Here is a 22,512-nt window from a genome sequence, read left to right as displayed (position 1 = left end):
ACCCGGTCACGGATGTCGTCCGTGTTCTCCGGGCGCACAGCAGGGACGCCGAGGTCCCCGCGAGCTATCGCGCTGATCACGCCACCAAGGCTATCTCTCCTTACAGGCCCCCCGTCATGAGCCGTATGTGTACAAAACCAGGCCCTGAACTTTGACGTTCTGCACAGTGCGGCCGGCCCACGCGCCGCATACCCCGTCCAAGGGGCACCCCTTCAACACCGGGCAGGACCATGCCCCCCAGGGGCGCGGGGAACTGCGCGATCAACCACGACGAACCCGCACTCGCCCACGCGCCGCAGGCGTCAGGCAGCCGCCAGGCGCTCCGCCTCCGCGACGGCTTCCCGCAGGGTGTCCACCACCGGGACGCCCACCGCCTCCAGGCTGGCGCGGCCGTGGGAGCCGCCGGTGTACAGGACGGCGCGGGCTCCCACGTGCTGTGCGGCCAGCGCGTCGTCGGCCGCGTCGCCGATCACCACCGTGCGCGCCGGGTCGACCCCGGTCAGCGCGCGGAGGTGGCGCACCATGTGCTCCGCCTTGCCGCCCCCGGAAGGTCCGGTCCGCCCGTCGACCCGTATGAAGTGCGCCTCGATCCCGAAGCCCCGCACCAGCGGGACCAGGTCCTCGTGCCCGTACAGGCTGAGGATGGACTGGCTGCGGCCGGCCGACGCCCACCCCGTCAGCAGCTCCACCACGCCCTCGGCGAGCCCGCACCGTACGTGGTGCTCCGTGTAGTGGCGGTGGAAGGTGGAGTCCATCAGCTCCCACTCGGCCGCGCTGGGCAGCCGCCCCATCAGCCGCTCGTAGAACTTGGGCACCGGCACGCAGTACAGCTCCCGGTACCGCTCCAGCGTGAGCGGCTCCAGGCCCAGCTCGGCGAAGGCCGCGTTCGTCGCCCCGATGACCGCGTCGACGTCGTGGAACAGCGTGCCGTTCCAGTCCCAGACGATGTGCGCGTCCGTGTGCATCCCCATGCCCGAAAACGTACCCGCCCTCACTGACAATGAGGAGACCCGCAGGTCAGCCCACCAGGTTGGGGATCTCCTGGGTGGCGTACCAGAGCAGTTCGTGGTCCTCCGCGCCGTCCACCGTGTACTGCGCGTCGTCGTCCCCGCCGTCCGCCGCGGGCAGCGCGTCGGCGGCGGCCGTCACGTCCGCCTCCGCGTCCGCCGCGTCCACGTGCACCGCCGCCGCCTTGGCCAGCCGTACGGCGCCGGCGACCCGCACCTCGCCGAGGGCGGCCGGGTCGAGGCCCCGGCCGGGGTCGGCCGAGGCGGCGCCGTCGGACACGTCCACGGCGACCACGACCCGGCGCCGCGGCGCACCGGCGTCCGCCGCCAGCAGCCGCAGGGAGGCCAGCGCGGCGCGGCTGAGCGCGGCGTACTCCAGCTCCTCGATGTCGTCGGAGAGGTACCACTCGCGCAGCGCGGGCGTCACGGCGTACGCGAGGACCGGCCCGTCGCCCAGCGTGCCCGTCCGGTACGCCTCGGCGAGCCCGGGGAGGGTCAGGGGGACGTAGACGCGCATGGTCGGCCGCTTTCGTGTGATCGGAGCTCCGGAGGGCCTTCAGGATACGTGCGGGCGTCCCCCATCGGGTCCCCGCCCACGCCCTCGACCGCGTCCACTCGCGTCCGGGAATTCACCCGGTGCGCCCGCGTGAGCATGGGCCGAGGACCCCCTGAACCACCCTGATAGGTGAATTCCCCTGCCCTTCCGGCCCGCCCTCCGCCTCCTTGCCACCGCACCGCGCGCCCCCGTACAAGATCCCCAATCACGAAGTTACCGCCCGGTACGCCTTCCCCCGGCCGCCCCGGGCCCGTCGAACGGGGTCCCCCATGCGCAAGGTCATGACCAGAGCCCAGCACCGCCCCGCCCACCGTCCCCCCACCCGCCGAGACCCCCGCCGCCCCGCGGCCACCACACCACTCCGCACTCCCGCGGGCCGGCCCACACCCGCCCCTTCCCCCGACGAGGCCCCGTTCCCCACGGACGGCACCGCACCCCGCACGGGCTCGCCCAGAACCACGTCCGCCACTCCCACCGCCCAGAGCCGCCCGGCCACCACCACATCCCACACACCCTCAGGAAGCACCGCACGCGTCGCGTCCCCCGCGGGTACCGCTCCGCCCCGGGTCCCCACCGGCAGGGCCGTCTCCGCCCCCTCTCCCGGCGGGCGCCGGCCGGTCGCCGCGGCTCTTCCGACCCGGCCCGCCGACAACCGTCCGACGGGCCGTGCGGGCCGACGGGCCGCTTCGCCGGCGTCGTCGGCACGGGGCACCCGGGAGGCGGCCGGTGCCCGCCCGCGCGTCACCGACCGGGCTCCCCTCCGCCCCGTCGTCCCCCAGCCGGGACCCACCGACCGCTTCGCCGAGCTGCTGCTCGCCGTTCTCAGCGGACAGCGCCCCGTGCACGCGATGCTGCGCCACACCGCCGGGCAGGCCTACGACGAGCTGATCCGGCTGGCCGAGCGCGGGCCACTGCGTACCCGGGGTGCCCGCCCCGTCGTCCGCGACATCGGCTGGTTCGAGCCCCGCGAGGGCGCCATCGAGGCGTTCGCCCGGATCGGGGCCGGGGACAGGCTGCGCGCCATGGCCTTCCGGCTGGAACAGGGCCGGGACCTGCGCTGGCGCTGCACCGCCGTGGAGCTGGGCGGCCCGCGGGCGCACCGCGCGGGCACCCGCTGAGCGCACGCGCGAAACGGCCGAGGGCCGGACACCCCGGGAGGTGTCCGGCCCTCGGCCTCTCACAGTCCGCTCACTTCTTGCGGCGACGCCCGCTCTTCGCCTGCTTGCGGCGCTCCGCGCGCGTGAGGCCGTCCGCCTCGGAACGCACCGGCTCGTCGTCGGTGGCGAAGTCACCCTCGATGGTGCCGCCCTCGCCGTCCACCGTCGGCGCGGAGAAGTGCAGGTTCCGCCGCTGCGGGGCGTCGAGCCCCTTGGCCCGGATCTCGGGGCGCGGACCCGCCTGCGCGGGCACCGCGTCCTGCTTCTCCAGGTCGGCCACCGGCTTGGCCTCCTCGACCGGGACCTCCTCGACCTGCTGCTCGACCTGGACCTCCAGGTTGAACAGGTAGCCGACGGACTCCTCCTTGATGCCGTCCATCATCGCGGTGAACATGTCGAAGCCCTCGCGTTGGTACTCCACCAACGGGTCCTTCTGCGCCATCGCGCGCAGGCCGATGCCCTCCTGGAGGTAGTCCATCTCGTAGAGGTGCTCACGCCACTTGCGGTCCAGGACCGACAGCACGACCCGGCGCTCCAGCTCACGCATGATCTCGGAACCGAGCTGCGTCTCACGGGCCTCGTACTGCGCGCGGATGTCGTCCTTGATGGACTCGGAGATGAACTCGGCCGTCAGCCCGGCCCGGTCGCCGGCCTCCTCCTCCAGCTCCTCGACGGTGACGCTCACCGGGTAGAGCTGCTTGAACGCGCCCCACAGCCGGTCCAGGTCCCAGTCCTCGGGGAAGCCCTCGGCGGTCTCCGCCTGGACGTAGGCGTCGATCGTGTCGTCCATGAAGTGCTGGATCTGCTCCTGCAGGTCCTCGCCCTCCAGGACACGGCGCCGCTCGCCGTAGATGACCTCGCGCTGCCGGTTGAGGACCTCGTCGTACTTCAGGACGTTCTTGCGCGTCTCGAAGTTCTGCGTCTCCACCTGCGACTGCGCGGACGCGATCGCGCGGGTGACCATCTTGTTCTCGATCGGCACGTCGTCCGGCACGTTCGCCATGGACATCACGCGCTCGACCATCTGCGCCTTGAACAGCCGCATCAGGTCGTCGCCGAGCGAGAGGTAGAAGCGGGACTCGCCCGGGTCGCCCTGACGGCCGGAACGGCCGCGCAGCTGGTTGTCGATGCGCCGCGACTCGTGCCGCTCGGTGCCGAGGACGTACAGGCCGCCGCTCTTCTCGACCTCTTCCTTCTCGGCCTTGACCGCCGCCTCGGCCCGCTCGAGGGCCTCGGGCAGGGCGTGCGCCCACTCCTCGATGTGCTCCTCGGGGTCGAGACCGCGCTGACGCAGCTCCGCCTCGGCGAGGTCCTCGGGGTTGCCGCCGAGCTTGATGTCCGTACCACGGCCGGCCATGTTGGTGGCCACGGTGACACTGCCCTTGCGGCCGGCCTGGGCGACGATCGACGCCTCCCGCTCGTGGTGCTTGGCGTTCAGCACCTCGTGCTGGATGCCGCGCTTGCTGAGCTGCTGCGAGAGGTACTCGGACTTCTCCACCGAGGTCGTGCCGACGAGGATCGGCTGACCCTTGCGGTGCTTCTCCTCGATGTCGTCGACGACCGCCTCGAACTTGGCGACCTCGGTGCGGTAGATCAGGTCCGACTGGTCCTTGCGGACCATCGGCCGGTTGGTCGGGATGGGCACCACGCCGAGCTTGTAGATCTGGTGGAACTCGGCGGCCTCGGTCATCGCCGTACCGGTCATGCCGGACAGGCCCGGCTGCTCCTTGCCGTTGTGGTCGTGGCGCTTGTAGAGGCGGAAGAAGTTCTGCAGCGTGATCGTGGCGAGGGTCTGGTTCTCGTCCTTGATCGGCACCGCTTCCTTCGCCTCGATGGCCTGGTGCATGCCCTCGTTGTAGCGGCGGCCGGCGAGGATACGGCCGGTGTGCTCGTCCACGATCATGACTTCGTCATCGATGATGACGTAGTCCTTGTCCTTCTTGAAGAGCTCCTTGGCCTTGATGGCGTTGTTCAGGTAGCCCACGAGCGGGGTGTTCACCGACTCGTACAGGTTGTCGATGCCCAGCCAGTCCTCGACCTTGGCGACACCGGACTCGTGGATGGCGACCGTGCGCTTCTTCTCGTCGACCTCGTAGTCGCCGGTCTCCTCGATGCCCTTGAGCGGCTGGCCGGGCTCACCGCGCTTGAGGCGCTTGACCAGCTTGGCGAAGTCGCCGTACCACTTGGTGGCCTGGTCGGCCGGGCCGGAGATGATCAGCGGCGTACGGGCCTCGTCGATGAGGATGGAGTCGACCTCGTCGACGATGGCGAAGTTGTGCCCGCGCTGGACGAGCTCCTCCTTCGACCACGCCATGTTGTCGCGCAGGTAGTCGAAGCCGAACTCGTTGTTCGTGCCGTAGGTGATGTCGCACGCGTACTGCTCGCGGCGCTGGGCCGGGGTCATGTTGGCGAGGATGCAGCCGACGGTCAGACCCAGGAACTTGTGGACGCGGCCCATCATCTCGGAGTCGCGCTCGGCCAGGTAGTCGTTGACCGTGATGATGTGGACGCCCTCACCGGACAGGGCGTTCAGATACGCGGGCAGGGTGCCGACGAGGGTCTTGCCCTCACCGGTCTTCATCTCGGCCACGTAGCCCATGTGCAGGGCGGCGCCGCCCATGAGCTGGACGTCGTAGTGCCGCTGGCCCAGGACGCGCTTGGCGGCCTCGCGGACGGTGGCGTACGCCTCGGGGAGCAGGTCGTCCAGGCTCTCACCGTCGGCGTACCGCTGCTTGTACTCATCGGTGAGGGCCCGCAGCTCGGCGTCGGAGAGGCCTTCGAAGTCCTCTTCGATGGAGTTGACCTGGTCCGCGATGCGGTGCAGCTTGCGCAGGATCTTGCCTTCGCCTGCACGCATGATCTTCGAGAGGACGGACACGGGGGTTGGTCTCCTTGCCGGTCGGGCCTGGGACGGTCGGTTTCCATTTCACTGACTGAGCAACGGCCATCGTATGCGAGGACCCCGCCGCGCCGGGAGGCCTGCCGCAGGGGTGACCGTCGGCTGCTTCCTATCCGTTCCACGGCTGCTTCAAAAGGAGAACGTCCGAGCCCCTCGGATGGTGCCGCCCCGCACCGGCGAATTGCGCGAAGGGTGATCATCGCCTCACGCACCGCGAAAGGGATGGCGCCGTTCACCCCCGCGCGAGCAGAATCGGCCGATGGAACCCGTCACGCTCACCACCGACCGCCTCCTGCTGCGCACGGTCGGCCCGCAGGACACCGACGCCGTGTACGCGATCTGCCAGGATCCGGACATCCAGCGCTGGACCACGATCCCCTCCCCGTACCTTCCGGAGCACGCGCGGGGTTTCACGGAGCAGATCGCTCCCGACGGGTGGGCAGGCGGTTCGATGTTCACCTTCGGCGTCTTCCTGCCCACCGGGGAGCTCACGGGGATGCTCGGCATCACCATGCGCTCCCTGGGGACGGGCGAGATCGGCTTCTGGTGCGCGAAGGAGCACCGCGGCAACGGCTACATCACCGAGGCCGCCCTCGCCGCCTCCCGCTGGGCCTTCACCCGGATGTCGATCGACCGCGTGGAGTGGCGCGCGGAGGTGGGCAACACCGCCTCCCGCGCGGTGGCGGAGCGCGCGGGCTTCACCATCGAGGGCGTCCTGCGTTCCTCGCTCAGCAACAAGGGAGTGCTGCGGGACGGCTGGGTGGGCTCCCTGCTCCCGTCCGACCTGGGCCTTCCCTCCACGGCGCCCTACGTTCCCGGGCGGGGGTGAGCCCCGGGCCCGCCGCCGTTGTCAGTGCCGCCCTCTATCGTGCGGACGTATGACGACCCTTCCGCGCCCGACCACGGAACTGACGGCAGACGAGGCCCGCCGCATCGCCCTGCGGGCCCAGGGATTCCTCGGCGCCCCGGACCGCCGCTCGGGCGTCCGGGGCGTCCTCCGCCATCTGGGCGCGGTGCAGCTCGACACCATCTCCGTCCTCGCCCGCTCCCACGAGCTCATCCCGTACGCCCGCCTGGGCTCCGTGGGGCGCCGGACCGTCGAGGACGCGTACTGGAAGGCGGACTCCCGGCCGCCGCGCGCGTTCGAGTACTGGTCGCACGCCGCGTGCATCCTCCCCGTCGAGGAGTGGCCGCACTTCGCCTTCCGCCGCCGCGCCTACCGCGCCCGCCCGCTCTGGGGCCACGAGCTCCCCGACGGCGTGTACGACCAGGTGATCCAGCAGCTCCGCGCGGAGGGTCCCCTGACGGCCACGGAGCTGGGCGGCGCCAAGCGCACCAGCGAGTGGTGGGACTGGTCCGGCACCAAGGTCGCCGTCGAGCGCGCCCTGATGTACGGCGAGGTGGTGTGCGTCGAGCGCCGCGGCTGGAAGCGGGTCTACGACCTCGCCGAGCGGGCGATCCCCACGGAGCTGCTGCACGACGAGCTGGACGACGCCGAGTGCCTGCGCCGTCTGGTCCGCCTGGCCGGCCAATCCCTCGGCGTGGGTACACGCGCGGACATCGCCGACTACCACCGCCTCAGGGGCGATCAGGTCGACGCGGTGATCGACGGCTCGGGCCTGGTCCCGGTCACGGTGGTGGGCTGGTCCAAGCCGGCCTGGGCCGACCCGGCGGCCCTGGCGACACCGCCGCGCGGCCGGCACCGTACGACGCTGCTGTCCCCGTTCGACTCCCTGGTCTGGGAACGGGCGCGCACGGAGCGGATCTTCGGCTTCACCCACCGCCTGGAGGCCTACGTGCCCAAGGCCAAGCGGGTGCACGGCTACTTCGCGATGCCCGTCCTCGCGGGCGGCCGGCTCGTCGGCCGGGTCGACCCGGCCCGTGAGGGCCGCACGCTGGTGGCCAAGCAGGTCACCCTGGACGGCCGCAAGGCGGTCCCCGCCGTGGCCCAGGCCCTGGTGGAGGCGGCGGGCTGGGTGGACTGCACGGACGTGCGCGTGGAGCGGGTCGACGCACCGGAACTGCGCGAGGCCCTCACCCTGGAGCTCGCCCGGGCCCTGGCCTGACGCGGGGCGCCGTCACCGGATCTCCAGGATCTTCTCCCGCATCGCGTAGACCACCGCCTCCATCCTGGAGTGCAGCTGGAGCTTCTCCAGGATGTTGCGCACATGGTTCTTCACGGTGTTCTCGGAGATGAACAGTTCCTTGGCGATGTCACGGTTGTTCATTCCCGTGGCCACCAGCTTGAGGACTTCGAGTTCACGGTCCGTCAGCCGGGGCGCGGGTACCAGCCGGCGCTCGTCGGTGCGCTGGATCATCGACTTGAACTCGGTGAGCAGTTTCGACGCCATGGACGGGCTGATCTGCGACTGTCCGTCGGCCACCGCGCGAATGGCGGTGGCCACCTCGTCCGTGGAGATCTCCTTGAGGAGATAACCGGTCGCGCCCGCCTTGATGGCGTCGTAGAGATCGGCTTCCTCGTCGCTGATCGTCAACATGATGATCTTCGCGCTGGGGGCGACCTCCTTGATGGAGGTGCACGCCTCGATCCCGCCCCGCTTGGGCATCCGCACGTCCATCAGGACGATGTCGGGCAGCAGGTCGGCCGCCTTCTCCACCGCCTCCGCGCCGTCCCCCGCCTCGCCGACGACCTGGATGTCCTCCTCGGCCGCGAGCACGATCTCCAGTCCGCGGCGGAACAGCGCGTGGTCGTCCACCACAAGGACTCTGATCGGCTCCTTGCGTGGTGTGTCCGCGTCCGGGCCCATGCCGACGACGCCGTCGTCGGCGCCCCCGTCACGCATCGGTCCGAAGCTGTCCGCCATCGTTCCTCCCCCTGAAGGCTGTGGCCTGTGGTCCTGACCATCGCCAACCCAAGGCAGCGGCCCACCGGTTGGGCCGTTGCAGCCATGATTCCATGCCCCGCTGTCACCGGGGTGCCGGTGTGCGCGCCGAGTGGTCGCACACCGGTGCCCCTGGGGGCGCACACGCGCACCAGGGGCACCGGCTCGGCCGTCACGCGACGGATCAGCCGCCGAGCGTCCCGCCCGCCTCGGGGGACTGCGTCTGGGTGACCATCGTGTCCGTGCTGAGGTGGATCACGCCGTAGTCGTAGGCGTGCCGCCGGTAGACGACACTGGGCTCCTTGGTCTCGGAGTCGATGAACAGATAGAAGTCGTGCCCGACCAGCTCCATCTCGTAGAGAGCCTGATCGAGCGTCATGGGCGCTGCCACGTGGGTCTTCTCACGGACGATCAGGGGCCCCTCGCCCTGGATCTCCAGGGAGCCGATCTTCTTGGTGGGGACGCCTTCCGGCTCCTCCACCACGGAGCTCGCGCCGGCCCCGTTGAGCGTCGCCGCGCCCGGGACGTGGGCGGGGACCTCGGCGGCCGAGATCCTGCGCGCACCGCGCCGCGAGAATCGCTTGTCGTGCTGCTTGCGCAGCCGGGCGTCCAGTTTCTCCGCTGCCAGGTCGAGCGCCGCGTACGGATCGCTCGCCGCTGCCTCCGCCCGGATCACCGGACCGCGGGAGCGGAGCGTGATCTCCACCCGGTCGCTGCGGTCGGCCTGTCGGGGGTTGGGCTCCTTGGACACCTCGACGTCGAGGCTGATCACCTTGCCATCGAGCTTCTGGATCTTCTCCAGGTTCAGCTTCTCGGCCACGTGCTTCCGGAACCGCTCGGGCACCTCGGTCTTGCGGCCCTTGACGACGATGTCCACGCAGAACTCCGTTCCCGGATCACTCCGCCTCGGTGCGGAGCGTCTCCCTTTTGCACCAGGTTCCGGTGAGGTCCGGAACCTCGGACTCGGTGACGTCCACCTCCTCCCCCATGGGCGAGATCTCCACTCCACCGGCACGGGTGATGACGAAAAACCCGCAGCACGGCAATCGGATTCGAGAGGTGTGGCCTGCGGCTTTCCCTCACAACCGAACATATCTCGCCCGGACGGATGTCGTCACCCTCTACCGCGCCATACCTCCATTCTCGTGAATTAACCCTCTCATTACCTGTAACGACGCACGTTCTCAGTCAGTTCCGGTTTATTTCGAAAGCGTCCGGAGACGCCGCCACGACGGCCGCGCACACCGCGTCGGCGCCGCCCGCGCCCGCCGTGCCCGGCGGCCGGCCCGGTCGCCGGCCCGCCCGCTGTCGAACTGGTCCGCTCCGCTGTTCTCCTCTCCTTTCCCGTGTCTCACCCCAGTACACGAGCGCGGGCTCCGGAATACTCGATTCGGCGCCCCGATCCGGTGACTCGGCCCACGGCAGCGCCCGTACGGCGCGCGCCGCCTCGGCCAGCGACGCCCCGGTCGTCATCAGGTCGTCGACCAGGACGACCCGGCCGGCCGAAAGCAGCCGGCCGCACCCCGGCGCCACCGTCAGCGCGCCCGCGAGATTGGCCAGCCGCTGCCGGGAGCCGAGCCCCGACTGGTCGGCCACGTCCCGCCGTTGCCGCAGTGCGGGAAGCACTCGTGCGGGTACCCCTGCCCGCCGCAGCTCACCCGCCGCCGCGTACGCGATCCGCCGGGCGGGGTCATGCCCGCGCGCCCGCACCGCCCGCCGCGCGGAGGGCACGGGGACGAGCAGCACCGGGCCGCCGCCCGCGCACGGCGCACGGACCGCTGCCAGTCCCGCCCGCACCGCTCCCGCCAGCGCCTCGCCGAGCGGCCCGGAGAGGGCCAGGGCGCCCCGCTCCTTGTGGGCCAGCAGCGTGGCGCGCACCTCGTCCGCGTACCGGGCCGCCGCGTGCACCGACGGCAGCCCGGCCGGCTCGGGCACCGGCCGCACCCGGCACGGCGCGGCCCCGCTCAGTGCCGTACGGCACCGGGCGCAGAGCACCGTACGAGGTCTGCCGCAGCCGCCGCACTCGGCCGGGAGCACCAGGTCGGTGAGGTCCTGCCACCAGTCCCGCATGGGACCACTGTGCCAACGCCCGCCGCACCCGGCCACCCCTGTGGATAACCCGGGGGACGGGTCCGGCCGGCCCGGCTCACCCCGGATAGACCGGCGCGGTCCCCTCCGCCACCTTCTGCCACTGCGCCCCCGAGGGCAGCCGTACGATCCCGTCCACCGAGTACGCCATCAGCGGCGCCTGTTCGTCCTCGGAGGCGGTGACGGCCTTGACGCCGGTCAGGGCGGCGGGCGGCGGCACGTCCGGCGTGGAGCCGTCGACCTCGACGTACTTCATCTGCTCCACGCCTCCCTCCTCGCGCCCGACCACCACGAGCCGGCTGTCCCCGGCCCAGGACATGGCCGTGACCTGCTCCAGCACCGGCGTCGCGGAGCGCGGGTCCAGCACGGTGACCACCGGCTGCTCACCCGTTCCGCCGTTCCGGTCGATCCGCCCGATCACCAGGGAACTCCGGCCGTCCTTCTCCACGACGAGCGCGATCCGCACCCCGTCGGCGGCCACCCGGACCGCCCGCACACGGCCGTCCAGCCCCGGCGTCCGCACCTGGACCGGCTCGCTCGCGCCCTCCTCCAGGAGGTACAGCCGAGGGTCCGCGGGGTTGCCGTCGGCCACCCACAGTCCGCCCTGCGCGTCCCAGCTGGGCGTGGTCAGCCTGTCCTCCTCGGTCTTGCCCGTGCTGCTCAGCACGGGCTCCCCGAGGGAACTCCCCGACACCAGCGAGGCGACGAACAGCGACCCGCCGTCGAAGGAGACCCCGGCCGCGGTCCGCTCGTCCCGGGCGACCGCCACCGACCGCAGCGTCTTCTCGCCCTCGCCCAGCGCCCCGGGCACCGGCGCTGGTTCGGTGTCGCTGCTGCCCGCGGTGATCCGCACGAGCCGGTGCTTGTCGTCGACGAAGTACAGGTAGTCGGGCGAGTCCAGCGCGCCCCGGGTGGCGACGAGCTCGACCCCGTTCCGGGCGAGCGAGCACAGCTGTCCGCCGCCGGCCCGCAGCTCGACCTCTTCCACCGCGGGGCTGAGCGTGCGCAGCGTGAACAGCAGCTGGGCCGCCATCTCCTCGCACCGGCCGGTGTCGACCTCGGCCGCCTTGTCGTTGAGCGGCACGGTCAGTCTGCCCCGGTCGTCCGGGGTCAGCGGGCCGGCGCCCTTCCGCAACGCCGCCCCCGCGGGGAAGGCGGTCCTGACGGCGGGGTCCAGCCAGGTCGTGGGCCCCTCGACGAGGGAGCGCACCATCTGCGTCGTGGGGTCCACGTGACTGCGCACGTAGACGGGGTCGGCGACCGTCATCGGTGCCGATCCCGCGCTGTCCGAGGCGAAGTAGTACTTGTTGACGGACATGTAGTTGCGCTGGAAGTCCGACTTGCCCATGACGACGCCCTGCGGCACCGTGTCGATGCGCCACTGCTCGCTCTTGGCGTCCTTCGTGAGGTGCACCAGCTCGTCGTAGGGCCCGGAGGCGGCCGCGTACGACTGCTGCGCGTCCACCGTGGCGACCTTGGTCCCGGTCAGCGTGTAGGACAGGGAACCGGTGTCCTGCTGGTCCGTGCTGTCGGCCTGGGCGCCCGGCCCGTCCGACAGCACGGTGGTGGACAGCTCCGGCCTCCAGGTCTTCGCCGCCTCACGGGTCAGATACTGGCGCGCGGTCTTGTAGTCGGGGTCGTCGCTGGTCAGCGCCTCCAGGAAGCCCTGCACGATCTGTGTGGGGGTGGCGTCCTCACTGGGCGGCATGGCGAACACCCGCACCTGTGTGTCCTGCCGCGGCGTCGACTCGACGCCCCGCAGATCCCCGCTGTCGGGCATGGAGGCGCAGCCGGCCAGCAGAACGGCCCCACTGGCGACGTACGCCACCGTCCGCGCCCTCGCCCCCCGGCCGCGCTCACCGCCGCCCACGCGAAGCCTCCCCGTCCCTGTCCGCATCCCGCGCCACACTCCGACCGTCCTCGTCACCGGCCACCCCGGCCCCGCGCTCCGGCCCCCGGCCGGTCTCCGGATCCCGGTCACGGCCACCGTCCGCGCCCGGACCGTCGCCGCTCCCCGCGGCCGCCGTCCCCGAGCCCTCGCCACGGCCGGTGTCCGGCTCCCGCGCGGAGCCACCGTGCCCGGCCCGCGCCCCCTGGCCCGAGCCGTCGCCGCCCGCGGCAAAGGCCTCCGCGCCCCTGCCGTGCCCGTCGTCCGGCCGTCCCCCGGAACCGTCGCCGGTCTCCGGGAACCCGTCATCGCCGCCCGCGGTCGTGTTCTGTGCCCCCGGTGTCATCCGCGTGCTGCCCGTCCGTGCCGGCGGGGCGGGCCGGGCCACCACGCGTGCTCCGTTGCCGGGCAGTGCGGTGGGGTCGGCCGTCGGGGTGACGGTCGCCGGCCTCAGCACGAACGGGTCCCGCGCCGGCCCGTCGGTGCCCGCCTGCCGCGCCGACACCGTCGCGCTCTTCTCGCCGTCCCCGCCGCCGCGCGGCGGACCGGCGTCGTCCGGCCCGCTGCTGCGCCGCGAGTCCTTGGGCTCCAGCGGTATCGGCGACCCCCTCAGCGGCTCGTCCGCGGTCCTGGGCAGCGTCAGCCGGAACTGCGAGCCGCCGCCCGGCTCGCCCCACGCCTGGAGCCAGCCGCCGTGCAGCCGCGCGTCCTCCAGGGCGATGGACAGCCCCAGCCCCGTACCGCCGGTGGTCCGCGCGCGTGCCGGGTCGGCCCGCCAGAAGCGGCTGAAGACCCGGGACGCCTCACCGGGCTTGAGCCCGACGCCGTAGTCGCGCACGGCCACCGCCACCGCCCCGCCGGCCGCGGCGAGCTTGACGACGACGTCCCTGCCCTCGCCGTGCTCCACCGCATTGACGACCAGGTTGCGCAGCACGCGCTCCACGCGCCGCGCGTCGGCCTCGGCGACGACGGGCTGCTGGTCGCCGACGGTCCTGATCCGCGTGCCCTTGCGCTCGGCGAGCGGCTCCGCCCCGCTGACCACCCGCCGTACCACCTCGCGCAGGTCTATCGGCTCCGCCTCCAGCGCCGCCGCGCCCGCGTCGAACCGGCTGATCTCCAGCAGGTCCGCGAGCAGCGACTCGAACCGGTCGATCTGGTCGGCGAGCAGCTCCGCCGACCGCGCGGTCACCGGGTCGAAGTCCTCGCGCGCCTCGTGGATGACGTCCGCGGCCATCCGCACCGTCGTCAGCGGCGTCCGCAGCTCGTGCGACACGTCCGACACGAACCGGCGCTGCATCCGCGACAGGTCCTCGAGCTGGTTGATCTTCAGCTGGAGGTTCTGCGCCATCTTGTTGAACGCCTCGCCGAGCCGCGCGATGTCGTCCTCGCCGGTGACCTTCATACGTTCCTGCAGCCGCCCCGCGGACAGCCGCTCGGCGATCCCGGCCGCCATCCGTACCGGAGTGACGACCTGGCGCACCACGAGCCAGGCGATCGCCCCGAGGAGTACGACGACGAACAGCCCGGCGGTCGCCAGGGTGCCCTTGACCAGGCTCAGCGACTTCTCCTCCTGGGTGAGCGGGAAGAGGTAGTACAGCTGGTACGGGTCACCGTTGGGGTCGTTGACCTGCTTGCCGATGACCAGGCCGGGCTGGGAGGGCTTGTTGGTGTCGTAGACGATGCGCGTGTAGCTCTGGGCCGCCGACGCGCTGGTGTCGATCCTCTCCCGCAGCGCCGCCGGCACACTCGCCGTCGGGTTGACCTCACCGGAGGCGCGCGGTCCGCGCCCGCTGCCGCTCTCGTCGCCCGCGGGCAGGGTCACCACGTCGAAGGCGCCCTGGCCGCCGCTGGAGAGCGACTCCACGAGGTCGCTCATCCACTGGATGACGCTCTGCGAGGAACGGCCGTCCACCGCCGCGCCGTCGTCGCCCGTGACGCTCACGTCCTCCTCGGCCTGCTGTTTGGCCACCGCGAACCCGCCGGTGGCCTGGCTCTGCGACGCCTTCACCTTGGCGTCCAGCAGACCGTTGCGCACCTGGCCGATGACGACGAAACCCAGCAGCAGGACCACGCCCAGCGACATCAGCAGGGTGGTGGCGACGACCTTGAGCTGGATGTTGCGCCGCCACAGCCGCATGACGGGCAGCAGCGGCCGGCGCACCCAGCGCACGAACAGCCGGATCACCGGGCTGCCCTGGACCCCGCCCTGCAGCAGCCCGCCGTCGAGCAGGCGCCCCCAGCGGGAGCCCGGGGTCTTCCGGCCGACAGGCCGCCCCGGACGGCCCCCGGACCGGCCGGGCGCCGAAGCGGCACTGTCACCGGACATGTCAGCTCGGTCCTGCCTTGTACCCGACACCACGGACGGTCACCACGATCTCCGGCTTCTCCGGGTCCTTCTCGACCTTGGAGCGCAGCCGCTGCACGTGCACGTTCACCAGCCGGGTGTCCGCCGCGTGGCGGTAGCCCCAGACCTGCTCCAGCAGGACCTCGCGCGTGAACACCTGCCACGGCTTGCGGGCGAGCGCGACCAGCAGGTCGAACTCCAGCGGCGTCAGCGCGATGGACTGCCCGTCCCGCTTCACGGAGTGCCCGGCCACGTCGATCACCAGGTCGCCGATGGCGAGCTGCTCCGGCGCCGGCTCCTCCGACCTGCGCAGCCGCGCCCGGATACGGGCCACCAGCTCCTTCGGCTTGAACGGCTTCACGATGTAGTCGTCGGCCCCGGACTCCAGGCCCACCACGACATCGACGGTGTCGCTCTTCGCCGTGAGCATCACGATCGGCACCCCGGACTCCGCCCTGATCAGGCGGCACACCTCGATGCCGTCCCGGCCGGGCAGCATCAGGTCCAGGAGCACCAGATCGGGCTTGGCCTCGCGGAAAGCGGCCAGCGCCTTGTCGCCGTCGGCTACGAAAGACGGCTCAAAACCTTCACCGCGCAGCACGATGCCGAGCATCTCGGCCAGTGCGCTGTCGTCGTCGACGACAAGGACTCGTCCCTTCATAAACGACATCATCCCATTAGCTAATCGTGACCTGGCGTGACCTGGCACACAGCGTGGCCAGAGCCTCGGCCGTCACGGGCGAAACGGCACCTTCCTCGGTGACGATCGCCGTCACCAGCTCCGGCGGTGTCACATCGAACGCCGGGTTGTACGCCTGGGTCCCCAGTGGCGCCACCGGAATCCCCCCTCCTGCCTCCGTTCCGGCCACCGGCACCTGCGGTGCCGTGACCTCGGTCACCTCATGACCGGGACGCTGCTCCACCTCGATGGACGCCCCGTCCGGCGTCCGAGGATCCACCGTCGTCACCGGTGCCACCACGATGAACGGCACATGGTGGTACCGCGCGAGCACCGCGAGCGGATAGCTCCCCACCTTGTTCGCCACCGAGCCGTCGGCCGCGATGCGGTCCGCGCCGACGAGCACCGCGTCCACCTCACCCGCCGCGAACAGCGATCCCGCCGCGTTGTCGGTGAGCAGGGTGTACGCCATGCCGCTGCGGGCCGCCTCGTACGCCGTCAGGCGAGCACCTTGCAGCAACGGACGCGTTTCGTCCACCCACAGGCGCCGAAGCCGTCCCACCCGGTGCGCCGCCAGCGCCACCGCGAACGCCGTCCCCTCGCCGCCCGACACCAGCGAACCGGTGTTGCAGTGCGTGAGGATCCGGTGCCCGCCGCCGGGCAGCAGCTCGTCGAGGAGCGCCAGCCCGTGCTCGGCCATCCGGGCACTGGCCTCGGCGTCCTCCCGGTGCAGCTGCCGTGCCGCGGCCAGCGCGGCCCCGGCCGCCTGCCGGGCGTCCCCGCCGCGGGCGAGGACGGCCTGGTGGGCGGAGCGCGCCCGGCGTACGCCGACGGCGAGGTTCACCGCGGTGGGCCGGGCGCTCTCCAGCGCCGCCGCCGCGTCGTCCACGTCGTAGCCCCGTACGGCGGCGAGCGCGACGCCGTAGGCTCCCGCGATGCCCAGCAGGGGAGCACCGCGCACGGCGAGCGAGCGGATCGCCTCCACCAGCGCCGGCGCATCCGTACAGACGAGTTCGACCTCCTCGGCAGGCAGCCTCGTCTGGTCGAGCAGGACCAGGACGGGGCCTTCGGGCGGCTCCTCCCAGCGCAGCGCCGGGATCTCGGTCGGCCGTTTGTCATCGCCGCTGTGTGCGTACTGATCAGCCATGCGGCCAGTCTGCCCCCTGTCGCGCGGACAATTGAAGGTACGCAGCCCTCACCTCGGCAGGTCGGTCGATGACCACCCCATGGCACGATGGCAGCCAAGCTGCCGCCGCGACCGCGGACGGGCACCGTGAAGGAGCGACGATGAACGACACTCCGGGCTGGGCCTCGCCCGGATCCGCCCCGTCCGAAGGGCGGGAACCGGGCGCGTCCGGCCCTGTCGAGCCCGCCGACCGTCCGGACCGGCCCCAGCAGCCGGGCCAGGCCCCGCAGGACCCGGGCGTGAAGTGGTCGAAGGAACAGCCACCGCCCGCCCAGTGGTCCGCCCCCACCGGCCGGCCCGGACCCACGGGTCCCGGCCAGGCGCCCCCGCCTCCGCCGCCGCCCGGCCAGGGCTGGGGCACCCCGCCCCCCGGAGGTCACGGCGGCTACGGCGGTTACGGGGGCGGCCACGGAGGTCCCGGCGGACCCGGTGGGTACGGCGGCTGGGGAGGCAACTGGGGCGGCGGCGGCTGGGGAGGCCCCCCGCCCGCGGCCAAGCCCGGCGTCATCCCGCTCCGCCCGCTCGGCGTGGGCGAGATCCTCGACGGCGCCGTCTCCACCATGCGCACCTACTGGCGCACGGTCCTCGGCATCTCGCTGACCGTCGCCGTCCTCACCGAGATCGTCGTCGTGCTGCTCCAGGGCCTCGTCCTGGACAACTCCAGCACCGCGGTCCTCAACGACCCCAGCGCCACCCTCGGCGAACTGACCGACGCCATGGGCGACGCCCTGCTCAACTCCGGCGTGGTCTTCCTGGTCACCCTGGTCGGCACCGTCGCCGCCACCGCCCTGCTCACGACCGTCACCAGCCGCGCGGTACTCGGCAAGTCGGTCACCACCGGCGAGGCCTGGCGCGACGCACGCCCCCAGATCGTCAAGCTGTTCGGTCTGATCTGCCTGCTGCTGCTCATCACCGCCGCCATCATGACCGTCGGCGCGCTGCCCGGCTTCCTCGTCACCCTCGCCGCGGGCGGCGGGGCGGGCGTCCCCCTCACCGTCCTGGGCCTGGTCGGCGCCGTCGTCGTCACCCTGTGGCTCATGATCCGCCTGTCGCTGGCCTCGCCCACGCTGATGCTGGAGAAGCAGGGCATCGTGAAGGCGATGAGCCGCTCCGCCAAACTGGTGCGCGGCTCCTGGTGGCGGATCTTCGGCATCCAGCTGCTCGCCACGATCATCGCGAACGTCGTCGCGTCGATCATCGTCATCCCCTTCACCTTCCTCGCCGCGGCCGTCGGCGGCGACGGCGTCTCCGGCTTCCTCAACAGCGCCGGCGGCGACATCGGCTGGACGTTCCTCATCATCAGCGGCATCGGCTCGGTCATCGGCGCCATGATCACGTTCCCGATCACGGCCGGCGTCACCGTGCTCCTCTACGTCGACCAGCGCATCCGCCGCGAGGCCCTCGACCTCGAACTGGCCCGCGCCGCCGGCGTCCAGGGCCACGGCCCCACCCCGGGGAGCTGATGGCGTGACCGCCGCGGGGGGAGTTCTCACATCCGTACAGGCGCTGCCCACGGCCGCCGACACCGCCGTACGCCTGCTGCTGCGCGGCGACGACGAGCCGCCCCTCACCATCCCGCGCGACCCCGCGCGGGATGCGGCCCGGCGCGAACTGTCCAAGGGCATGTACCACGAGAACGACCCCAGCTGGTTCCAGCAGGCCCTCGACACCTTCTGGGAATGGATCGGCAAGCTGTTCGGCGCCGCCTCCACCGCGACACCCGGCGGCGCACTCGGCCTGGTCGTCGTCATCGCGGCCGTGATCGCCGTCCTGGGCGCCCTGTGGTGGCGCCTGGGCACCCCGCGCCGCGAACCGACCTCGGCCCCCGCCCTGTTCGACGACCGCCCCCGCAGCGCCGCCGAACACCGCGCGGCCGCCGAGGCGCACGCCGCCCAGGGCCACTGGAACCAGGCCGTCCAGGAACGCATGCGGGCCCTCGTCCGCGCCCTGGAGGAACGCGCCCTGCTCGACCTCCGCCCCGGCCGCACCGCCGACGAGGCCGCCGCGGAGGCCGGCCGCGCCCTGCCCGCCCACACCGACCGGCTGCACACCGCCGCCCGCGCCTTCGACGACGTCACATACGGCGGCCGGGCCGCCACGGAACAGTCGTACCGCCGGCTCGCCGAACTCGACCGCGACCTGGAACGCACCAAACCACAGCTCACGGCCGGCAGCACCCGCAGCACGGACACCAACACCCGCCGGGGAGCCGCCGGATGACGACCGAGGCCACGCTCCCGTCCACCTCGGCCTCGCCCACCGCCCGCCAGGTGTGGACCCGCGCGCGAGGCATCGCCCTGGCGCTGGTGCTGCTGATCGCGGCGGCCGTCGCCATCGCCGTGGTCCGCTCCGACGCCCGGCACGGCGAACTCGACCCGCGCTCCGCCGACCCCTACGGCAGCCGCGCCGTCGCCGAACTCCTCGCCGACCGCGGGGTGGACACGCGCGTGGTCACCACCCTCGACGAGGCCACCGCCGCGGCCGGCCCCGACACGACCCTCCTGGTCGCCGTCCCCGATCTCCTGACCGGGCCCCAGCAGTCCCGGCTGCACTCCGCCACCACCGGCTCCGGCGGCCGCACCGTCCTGGTCTCCGCCGGCAGCGCCTCCGTGGAACGGCTCGCCCCCGGCGTCACCGCCGACCCGGCCACCAGCCTCGACTCCACCCTCTCCCCCGACTGCGACCTGCCCGCCGCCCGCCGCGCGGGCACCGCCGACCTGGGCGGCATCCGCTACACCACCACCCACCTCACCGCCGACGAGTGCTACCCCAGCGAGCGCCTCGCCACCCTGCTGCGCATCCCGGCCCCCTCCGGCGACAGCGGCGGCGACACCGTCCTCCTCGGCGCGCCCGACATCCTCCTCAACGACCGCCTCGACGAGCACGGCAACGCCTCGCTCGCCCTCCAGCTCCTCGGCTCCCGCCCCCATCTGGTCTGGTACCTCCCCTCGCTCGCCGACGCCTCCGCCGCCTCCGAAGAGGGCGAGCGGGGCTTCTTCGACCTGCTCCCCTCCGGCTGGCTCTGGGGCACCCTGCAACTCTTCATCGCGGCAGCACTGGCCGCCCTGTGGCGGGCACGCCGGCTCGGCCCCCTGGTGCCCGAGAAACTCCCCGTGGCGATCCGCGCCTCCGAAACCGTCGAAGGCCGCGCCCGCCTCTACCGCAAGGCGAACGCCCGCGACCGCGCGGCGACCGCTCTTCGCTCCACCACCCGCACGCGCCTCGCCCCCCTCGTGGGCATCCCCGTCTCCCAGGCGCACGCGCCCGAGGCCCTGCTCCCCGCGCTGTCCGCCCGCCTCCAGGGCGACGGACAGTCCCTGCACGCCCTCCTCTTCGGTCCGCCTCCGGGCGACGACGCAGCACTCATCCAGCTCGCCGACCACCTCGACGCCCTCGAAAGAGAGGTACGCCGTCCATGATGGACCCGACCACTGACAACGCCGCGCACACCGGGGACCCGGCCGCCGCCCGGGCCTCCCTGGAGGCCCTGCGTGCCGAGATCGCCAAGGCCGTGGTCGGCCAGGACCCCGCGGTGACCGGCCTCGTCGTCGCCCTGCTCTGCCGCGGTCACGTCCTCCTCGAAGGTGTCCCCGGCGTCGCCAAGACCCTCCTCGTCCGCGCCCTCGCGGCCACCCTGGAACTCGACACCAAGCGCGTCCAGTTCACCCCCGACCTGATGCCGAGCGACGTCACCGGCTCCCTGGTCTACGACGCCCGCACCGCCGAGTTCTCCTTCCAGCCCGGTCCGGTCTTCACCAACCTCCTCCTCGCGGACGAGATCAACCGCACGCCCCCGAAGACCCAGTCCTCCCTCCTGGAGGCCATGGAGGAACGCCAGGTCACGGTCGACGGCACCCCCCGCCCCCTGCCCGACCCCTTCCTGGTCGCCGCGACCCAGAACCCGGTCGAGTACGAGGGCACCTACCCCCTCCCCGAGGCCCAGCTGGACCGCTTCCTCCTCAAGCTGACCATCCCCCTGCCCTCCCGCCAGGACGAGATCGACGTCCTCACCCGCCACGCCGGGGGCTTCGACCCGCGCGACCTGCGCGCCGCCGGCGTACGCCCCGTCGCGAACGCCGCCGACCTGGAAGCCGCCCGCCGCGCGGTCGCCGAAACGACGATCTCCCCCGAGATCACCGCCTACGTCGTGGACATCTGCCGCGCCACCCGCGAGTCGCCGTCCCTCACCCTCGGCGTCTCCCCGCGCGGGGCCACCGCGCTCCTGGCCACCGCCCGCGCGTGGGCCTGGCTGACCGGCCGCGACTACGTCATCCCCGACGACGTGAAGGCCCTCGCCCTGCCCACGCTCCGCCACCGCGTCCAGCTCCGCCCGGAGGCCGAGATGGAAGGTGTCACGACCGACTCGGTCATCAACGCGATCCTCGCCCACGTCCCCGTCCCCCGCTGATGGCACTCACCGGACGCGCCGCCCTGCTCGCGGCCCTCGGCTCCCTACCGGTCGGCATCTGGGAACCCGGCTGGACGGGCATCCTCGCCGTCAACGCCCCGCTGGCGGTGGCCTGCGCCTGCGACTTCGCCCTGGCCGCCCCCGTACGCCGCCTCGGCCTGACCCGCTCCGGCGACACCTCGGTACGCCTGGGCGACTCCGCCGACGTCACCCTGACGATCACCAACTCGTCCAGCCGCCCGCTGCGCGCCCGCATCCGCGACGCCTGGCCCCCCAGCAGCTGGCGGCCCGGCACGGAGATGACGGCCTCCCGCCACCGCCTGACGATCCCCCCGGGTGAACGCAGGCGCGTCACGACCCGCCTGCGCCCCACCCGCCGCGGCGACCGCCAGGCCGACCGCGTCACCATCCGCTCCTACGGTCCCCTCGGCCTCTTCGCCCGCCAGGGCGCCCACAAGGTCCCGTGGACGGTACGTGTCCTGCCGCCCTTCACCAGCCGCAAGCACCTGCCGTCCAAGCTGGCCCGGCTGCGAGAGCTGGACGGCCGCACCAGCGTGCTGACCCGAGGCGAGGGAACGGAGTTCGACAGCCTGCGCGAATACGTTCCCGGCGACGACACCCGCTCCATCGACTGGCGTGCCACCGCCCGCCAGTCCGCGGTCGCGGTACGCACCTGGCGTCCCGAACGCGACCGTCACATCCTGCTGGTCCTCGACACCGGCCGCACCTCCGCGGGCCGTGTCGGCGACGCTCCCCGCCTGGACGCCTCCATGGACGCGGCCCTGCTCCTCGGGGCCCTCGCCTCCCGCGCCGGCGACCGCGTCGACCTCCTGGCCTACGACCGTCGTCTGCGCGCCCTCGTCCAGGGCCGCACGGCGGGCGACGTCCTCCCGTCCCTCGTCAACGCCATGGCCACACTCGAACCCGAGCTCGTCGAAACCGACGCCCGAGGACTGACGGCGACGGCACTCCGTACGGCTCCCCGCCGGTCGCTGATCGTGCTGCTCACTACGCTCGACGCCGCCCCCATCGAGGAGGGCCTGCTGCCCGTCCTGGGCCGGCTGACCCAGCGCCACACGGTTCTCCTTGCCTCGGTGGCGGACCCGCACATCGCCAGGATGGCCAGGGCACGCGGAAACACCGACGCGGTGTACGAGGCAGCGGCGGCAGCCCAGGCCCACACGGAACGCGTCCGCACCGCGGAACAACTCCGCCGCCATGGCGTCACGGTCGTGGATGCGACGCCGGAGGAACTGGCGCCGGCACTGGCGGACGCGTATCTGGCTTTGAAGGCGGCCGGGCGTCTGTGATTTACGGGGGCGGCGGGTTGGGTTTCGAGAACCCCGTCGGCTCCGTCGGCCTTGAAACGCAGAAAGCCCCCGTGCCGAACGGCACGGGGGCTTTCTCAATATTTGTTCGGCGGCGTCCTACTCTCCCACAGGGTCCCCCCTGCAGTA

18 protein-coding genes are annotated in these 22,512 nt (G+C 72.5%); 8 read left to right on the top strand and 10 right to left on the bottom strand.

All coding sequences use genetic code 11. The annotated features are described in order from the left end of the window. Positions 1-302: 302 nt before the first annotated feature. Together ACZ62B_RS38165 and ACZ62B_RS38160 are read right to left on the bottom strand one after the other, a co-directional pair. The gene (locus ACZ62B_RS38165; RefSeq protein WP_344562844.1) at positions 303-971 is read right to left on the bottom strand and encodes an HAD family hydrolase; all 669 of its coding nucleotides are present in this window, start codon (positions 969-971) and stop codon (positions 303-305) included. Positions 972-1,017: 46 nt separating this feature from the next. Then, a complete protein-coding gene (locus tag ACZ62B_RS38160) occupies positions 1,018-1,524 on the bottom strand; it encodes a DUF6912 family protein (RefSeq protein WP_468728258.1) in 507 nt (168 codons plus the stop codon). 887 nt (positions 1,525-2,411) lie between these two features. Here ACZ62B_RS38160 and ACZ62B_RS38155 point away from each other — a divergent pair. After that, positions 2,412-2,681, top strand: coding sequence for an Rv3235 family protein (locus ACZ62B_RS38155; protein WP_382055247.1), 270 nt, complete (start codon positions 2,412-2,414; stop codon positions 2,679-2,681). Positions 2,682-2,751: 70 nt separating this feature from the next. Here ACZ62B_RS38155 and secA read toward each other — a convergent pair whose 3' ends face one another. Further along, the gene (secA, locus tag ACZ62B_RS38150) at positions 2,752-5,598 is read right to left on the bottom strand and encodes a preprotein translocase subunit SecA (RefSeq protein WP_344562838.1); all 2,847 of its coding nucleotides are present in this window, start codon (positions 5,596-5,598) and stop codon (positions 2,752-2,754) included. Between the two features lie 280 nt (positions 5,599-5,878). Between secA and ACZ62B_RS38145 the strand changes: the two genes are divergently transcribed. Together ACZ62B_RS38145 and ACZ62B_RS38140 are read left to right on the top strand one after the other, a co-directional pair. Beyond that, complete coding sequence (locus ACZ62B_RS38145; RefSeq protein ID WP_344562836.1) at positions 5,879-6,448, top strand: GNAT family N-acetyltransferase; 570 nt, start codon at positions 5,879-5,881, stop codon at positions 6,446-6,448. A gap of 49 nt (positions 6,449-6,497) precedes the next feature. Continuing rightward, positions 6,498-7,685, top strand: coding sequence for a winged helix-turn-helix domain-containing protein (locus tag ACZ62B_RS38140; RefSeq protein ID WP_468728251.1), 1,188 nt, complete (start codon positions 6,498-6,500; stop codon positions 7,683-7,685). 12 nt (positions 7,686-7,697) lie between these two features. Here the strand turns inward: ACZ62B_RS38140 and ACZ62B_RS38135 are convergent, their stop codons facing one another. From ACZ62B_RS38135 to mtnA, 7 genes are all read right to left on the bottom strand, one after another. Next, entirely contained in the window at positions 7,698-8,444 is a 747-nt protein-coding gene (locus ACZ62B_RS38135; RefSeq protein WP_073931550.1) for a response regulator, read from the bottom strand. A gap of 202 nt (positions 8,445-8,646) precedes the next feature. Next, positions 8,647-9,339: a ribosome hibernation-promoting factor, HPF/YfiA family gene (gene hpf / locus ACZ62B_RS38130; protein ID WP_344562831.1), complete on the bottom strand. Its 693-nt coding sequence runs from the start codon at positions 9,337-9,339 to the stop codon at positions 8,647-8,649. 311 nt (positions 9,340-9,650) lie between these two features. After that, positions 9,651-10,532 carry a ComF family protein gene (locus ACZ62B_RS38125; protein WP_344562829.1) on the bottom strand — a complete coding sequence of 294 codons (882 nt, stop codon included), beginning with the start codon at positions 10,530-10,532 and terminating at the stop codon, positions 9,651-9,653. Positions 10,533-10,608: 76 nt separating this feature from the next. Then, on the bottom strand, positions 10,609-12,447 hold the full coding sequence (locus tag ACZ62B_RS38120) for an LpqB family beta-propeller domain-containing protein (RefSeq protein WP_468728244.1): 1,839 nt from the start codon (positions 12,445-12,447) through the stop codon (positions 10,609-10,611). Then, entirely contained in the window at positions 12,407-14,764 is a 2,358-nt protein-coding gene (gene mtrB / locus ACZ62B_RS38115; RefSeq protein ID WP_468728240.1) for an MtrAB system histidine kinase MtrB, read from the bottom strand. The genes ACZ62B_RS38120 and mtrB overlap by 41 nt, the downstream gene beginning before the upstream one ends. A gap of 1 nt (position 14,765) precedes the next feature. Next, on the bottom strand, positions 14,766-15,455 hold the full coding sequence (gene mtrA / locus ACZ62B_RS38110; protein WP_004930665.1) for a two-component system response regulator MtrA: 690 nt from the start codon (positions 15,453-15,455) through the stop codon (positions 14,766-14,768). Between the two features lie 4 nt (positions 15,456-15,459). Continuing rightward, complete coding sequence (mtnA, locus tag ACZ62B_RS38105) at positions 15,460-16,608, bottom strand: S-methyl-5-thioribose-1-phosphate isomerase (protein ID WP_344562823.1); 1,149 nt, start codon at positions 16,606-16,608, stop codon at positions 15,460-15,462. A gap of 140 nt (positions 16,609-16,748) precedes the next feature. Here mtnA and ACZ62B_RS38100 point away from each other — a divergent pair, with 140 nt between their 5' ends. From ACZ62B_RS38100 to ACZ62B_RS38080, 5 genes are read left to right on the top strand one after another with little or no spacing between them, the layout of a single operon-like run. Continuing rightward, positions 16,749-18,110, top strand: coding sequence for a DUF7847 domain-containing protein (locus ACZ62B_RS38100; RefSeq protein WP_469693867.1), 1,362 nt, complete (start codon positions 16,749-16,751; stop codon positions 18,108-18,110). A gap of 4 nt (positions 18,111-18,114) precedes the next feature. After that, entirely contained in the window at positions 18,115-18,867 is a 753-nt protein-coding gene (locus ACZ62B_RS38095; protein ID WP_468728231.1) for a DUF4129 domain-containing protein, read from the top strand. Further along, positions 18,864-20,066, top strand: coding sequence for a DUF4350 domain-containing protein (locus ACZ62B_RS38090; protein ID WP_344562817.1), 1,203 nt, complete (start codon positions 18,864-18,866; stop codon positions 20,064-20,066). Before ACZ62B_RS38095 ends, ACZ62B_RS38090 begins: the two co-directional genes overlap by 4 nt. Beyond that, positions 20,066-21,055 carry an AAA family ATPase gene (locus ACZ62B_RS38085; protein WP_468728228.1) on the top strand — a complete coding sequence of 330 codons (990 nt, stop codon included), beginning with the start codon at positions 20,066-20,068 and terminating at the stop codon, positions 21,053-21,055. Before ACZ62B_RS38090 ends, ACZ62B_RS38085 begins: the two co-directional genes overlap by 1 nt. Next, positions 21,055-22,365, top strand: coding sequence for a DUF58 domain-containing protein (locus ACZ62B_RS38080; protein ID WP_468728224.1), 1,311 nt, complete (start codon positions 21,055-21,057; stop codon positions 22,363-22,365). The genes ACZ62B_RS38085 and ACZ62B_RS38080 overlap by 1 nt, the downstream gene beginning before the upstream one ends. The last annotated feature ends 147 nt before the right edge of the window (positions 22,366-22,512 follow it).

This window comes from Streptomyces sp. NPDC053426, assembly GCF_055585405.1.
This window is presented reverse-complemented; position numbering and strand designations above follow the sequence as displayed.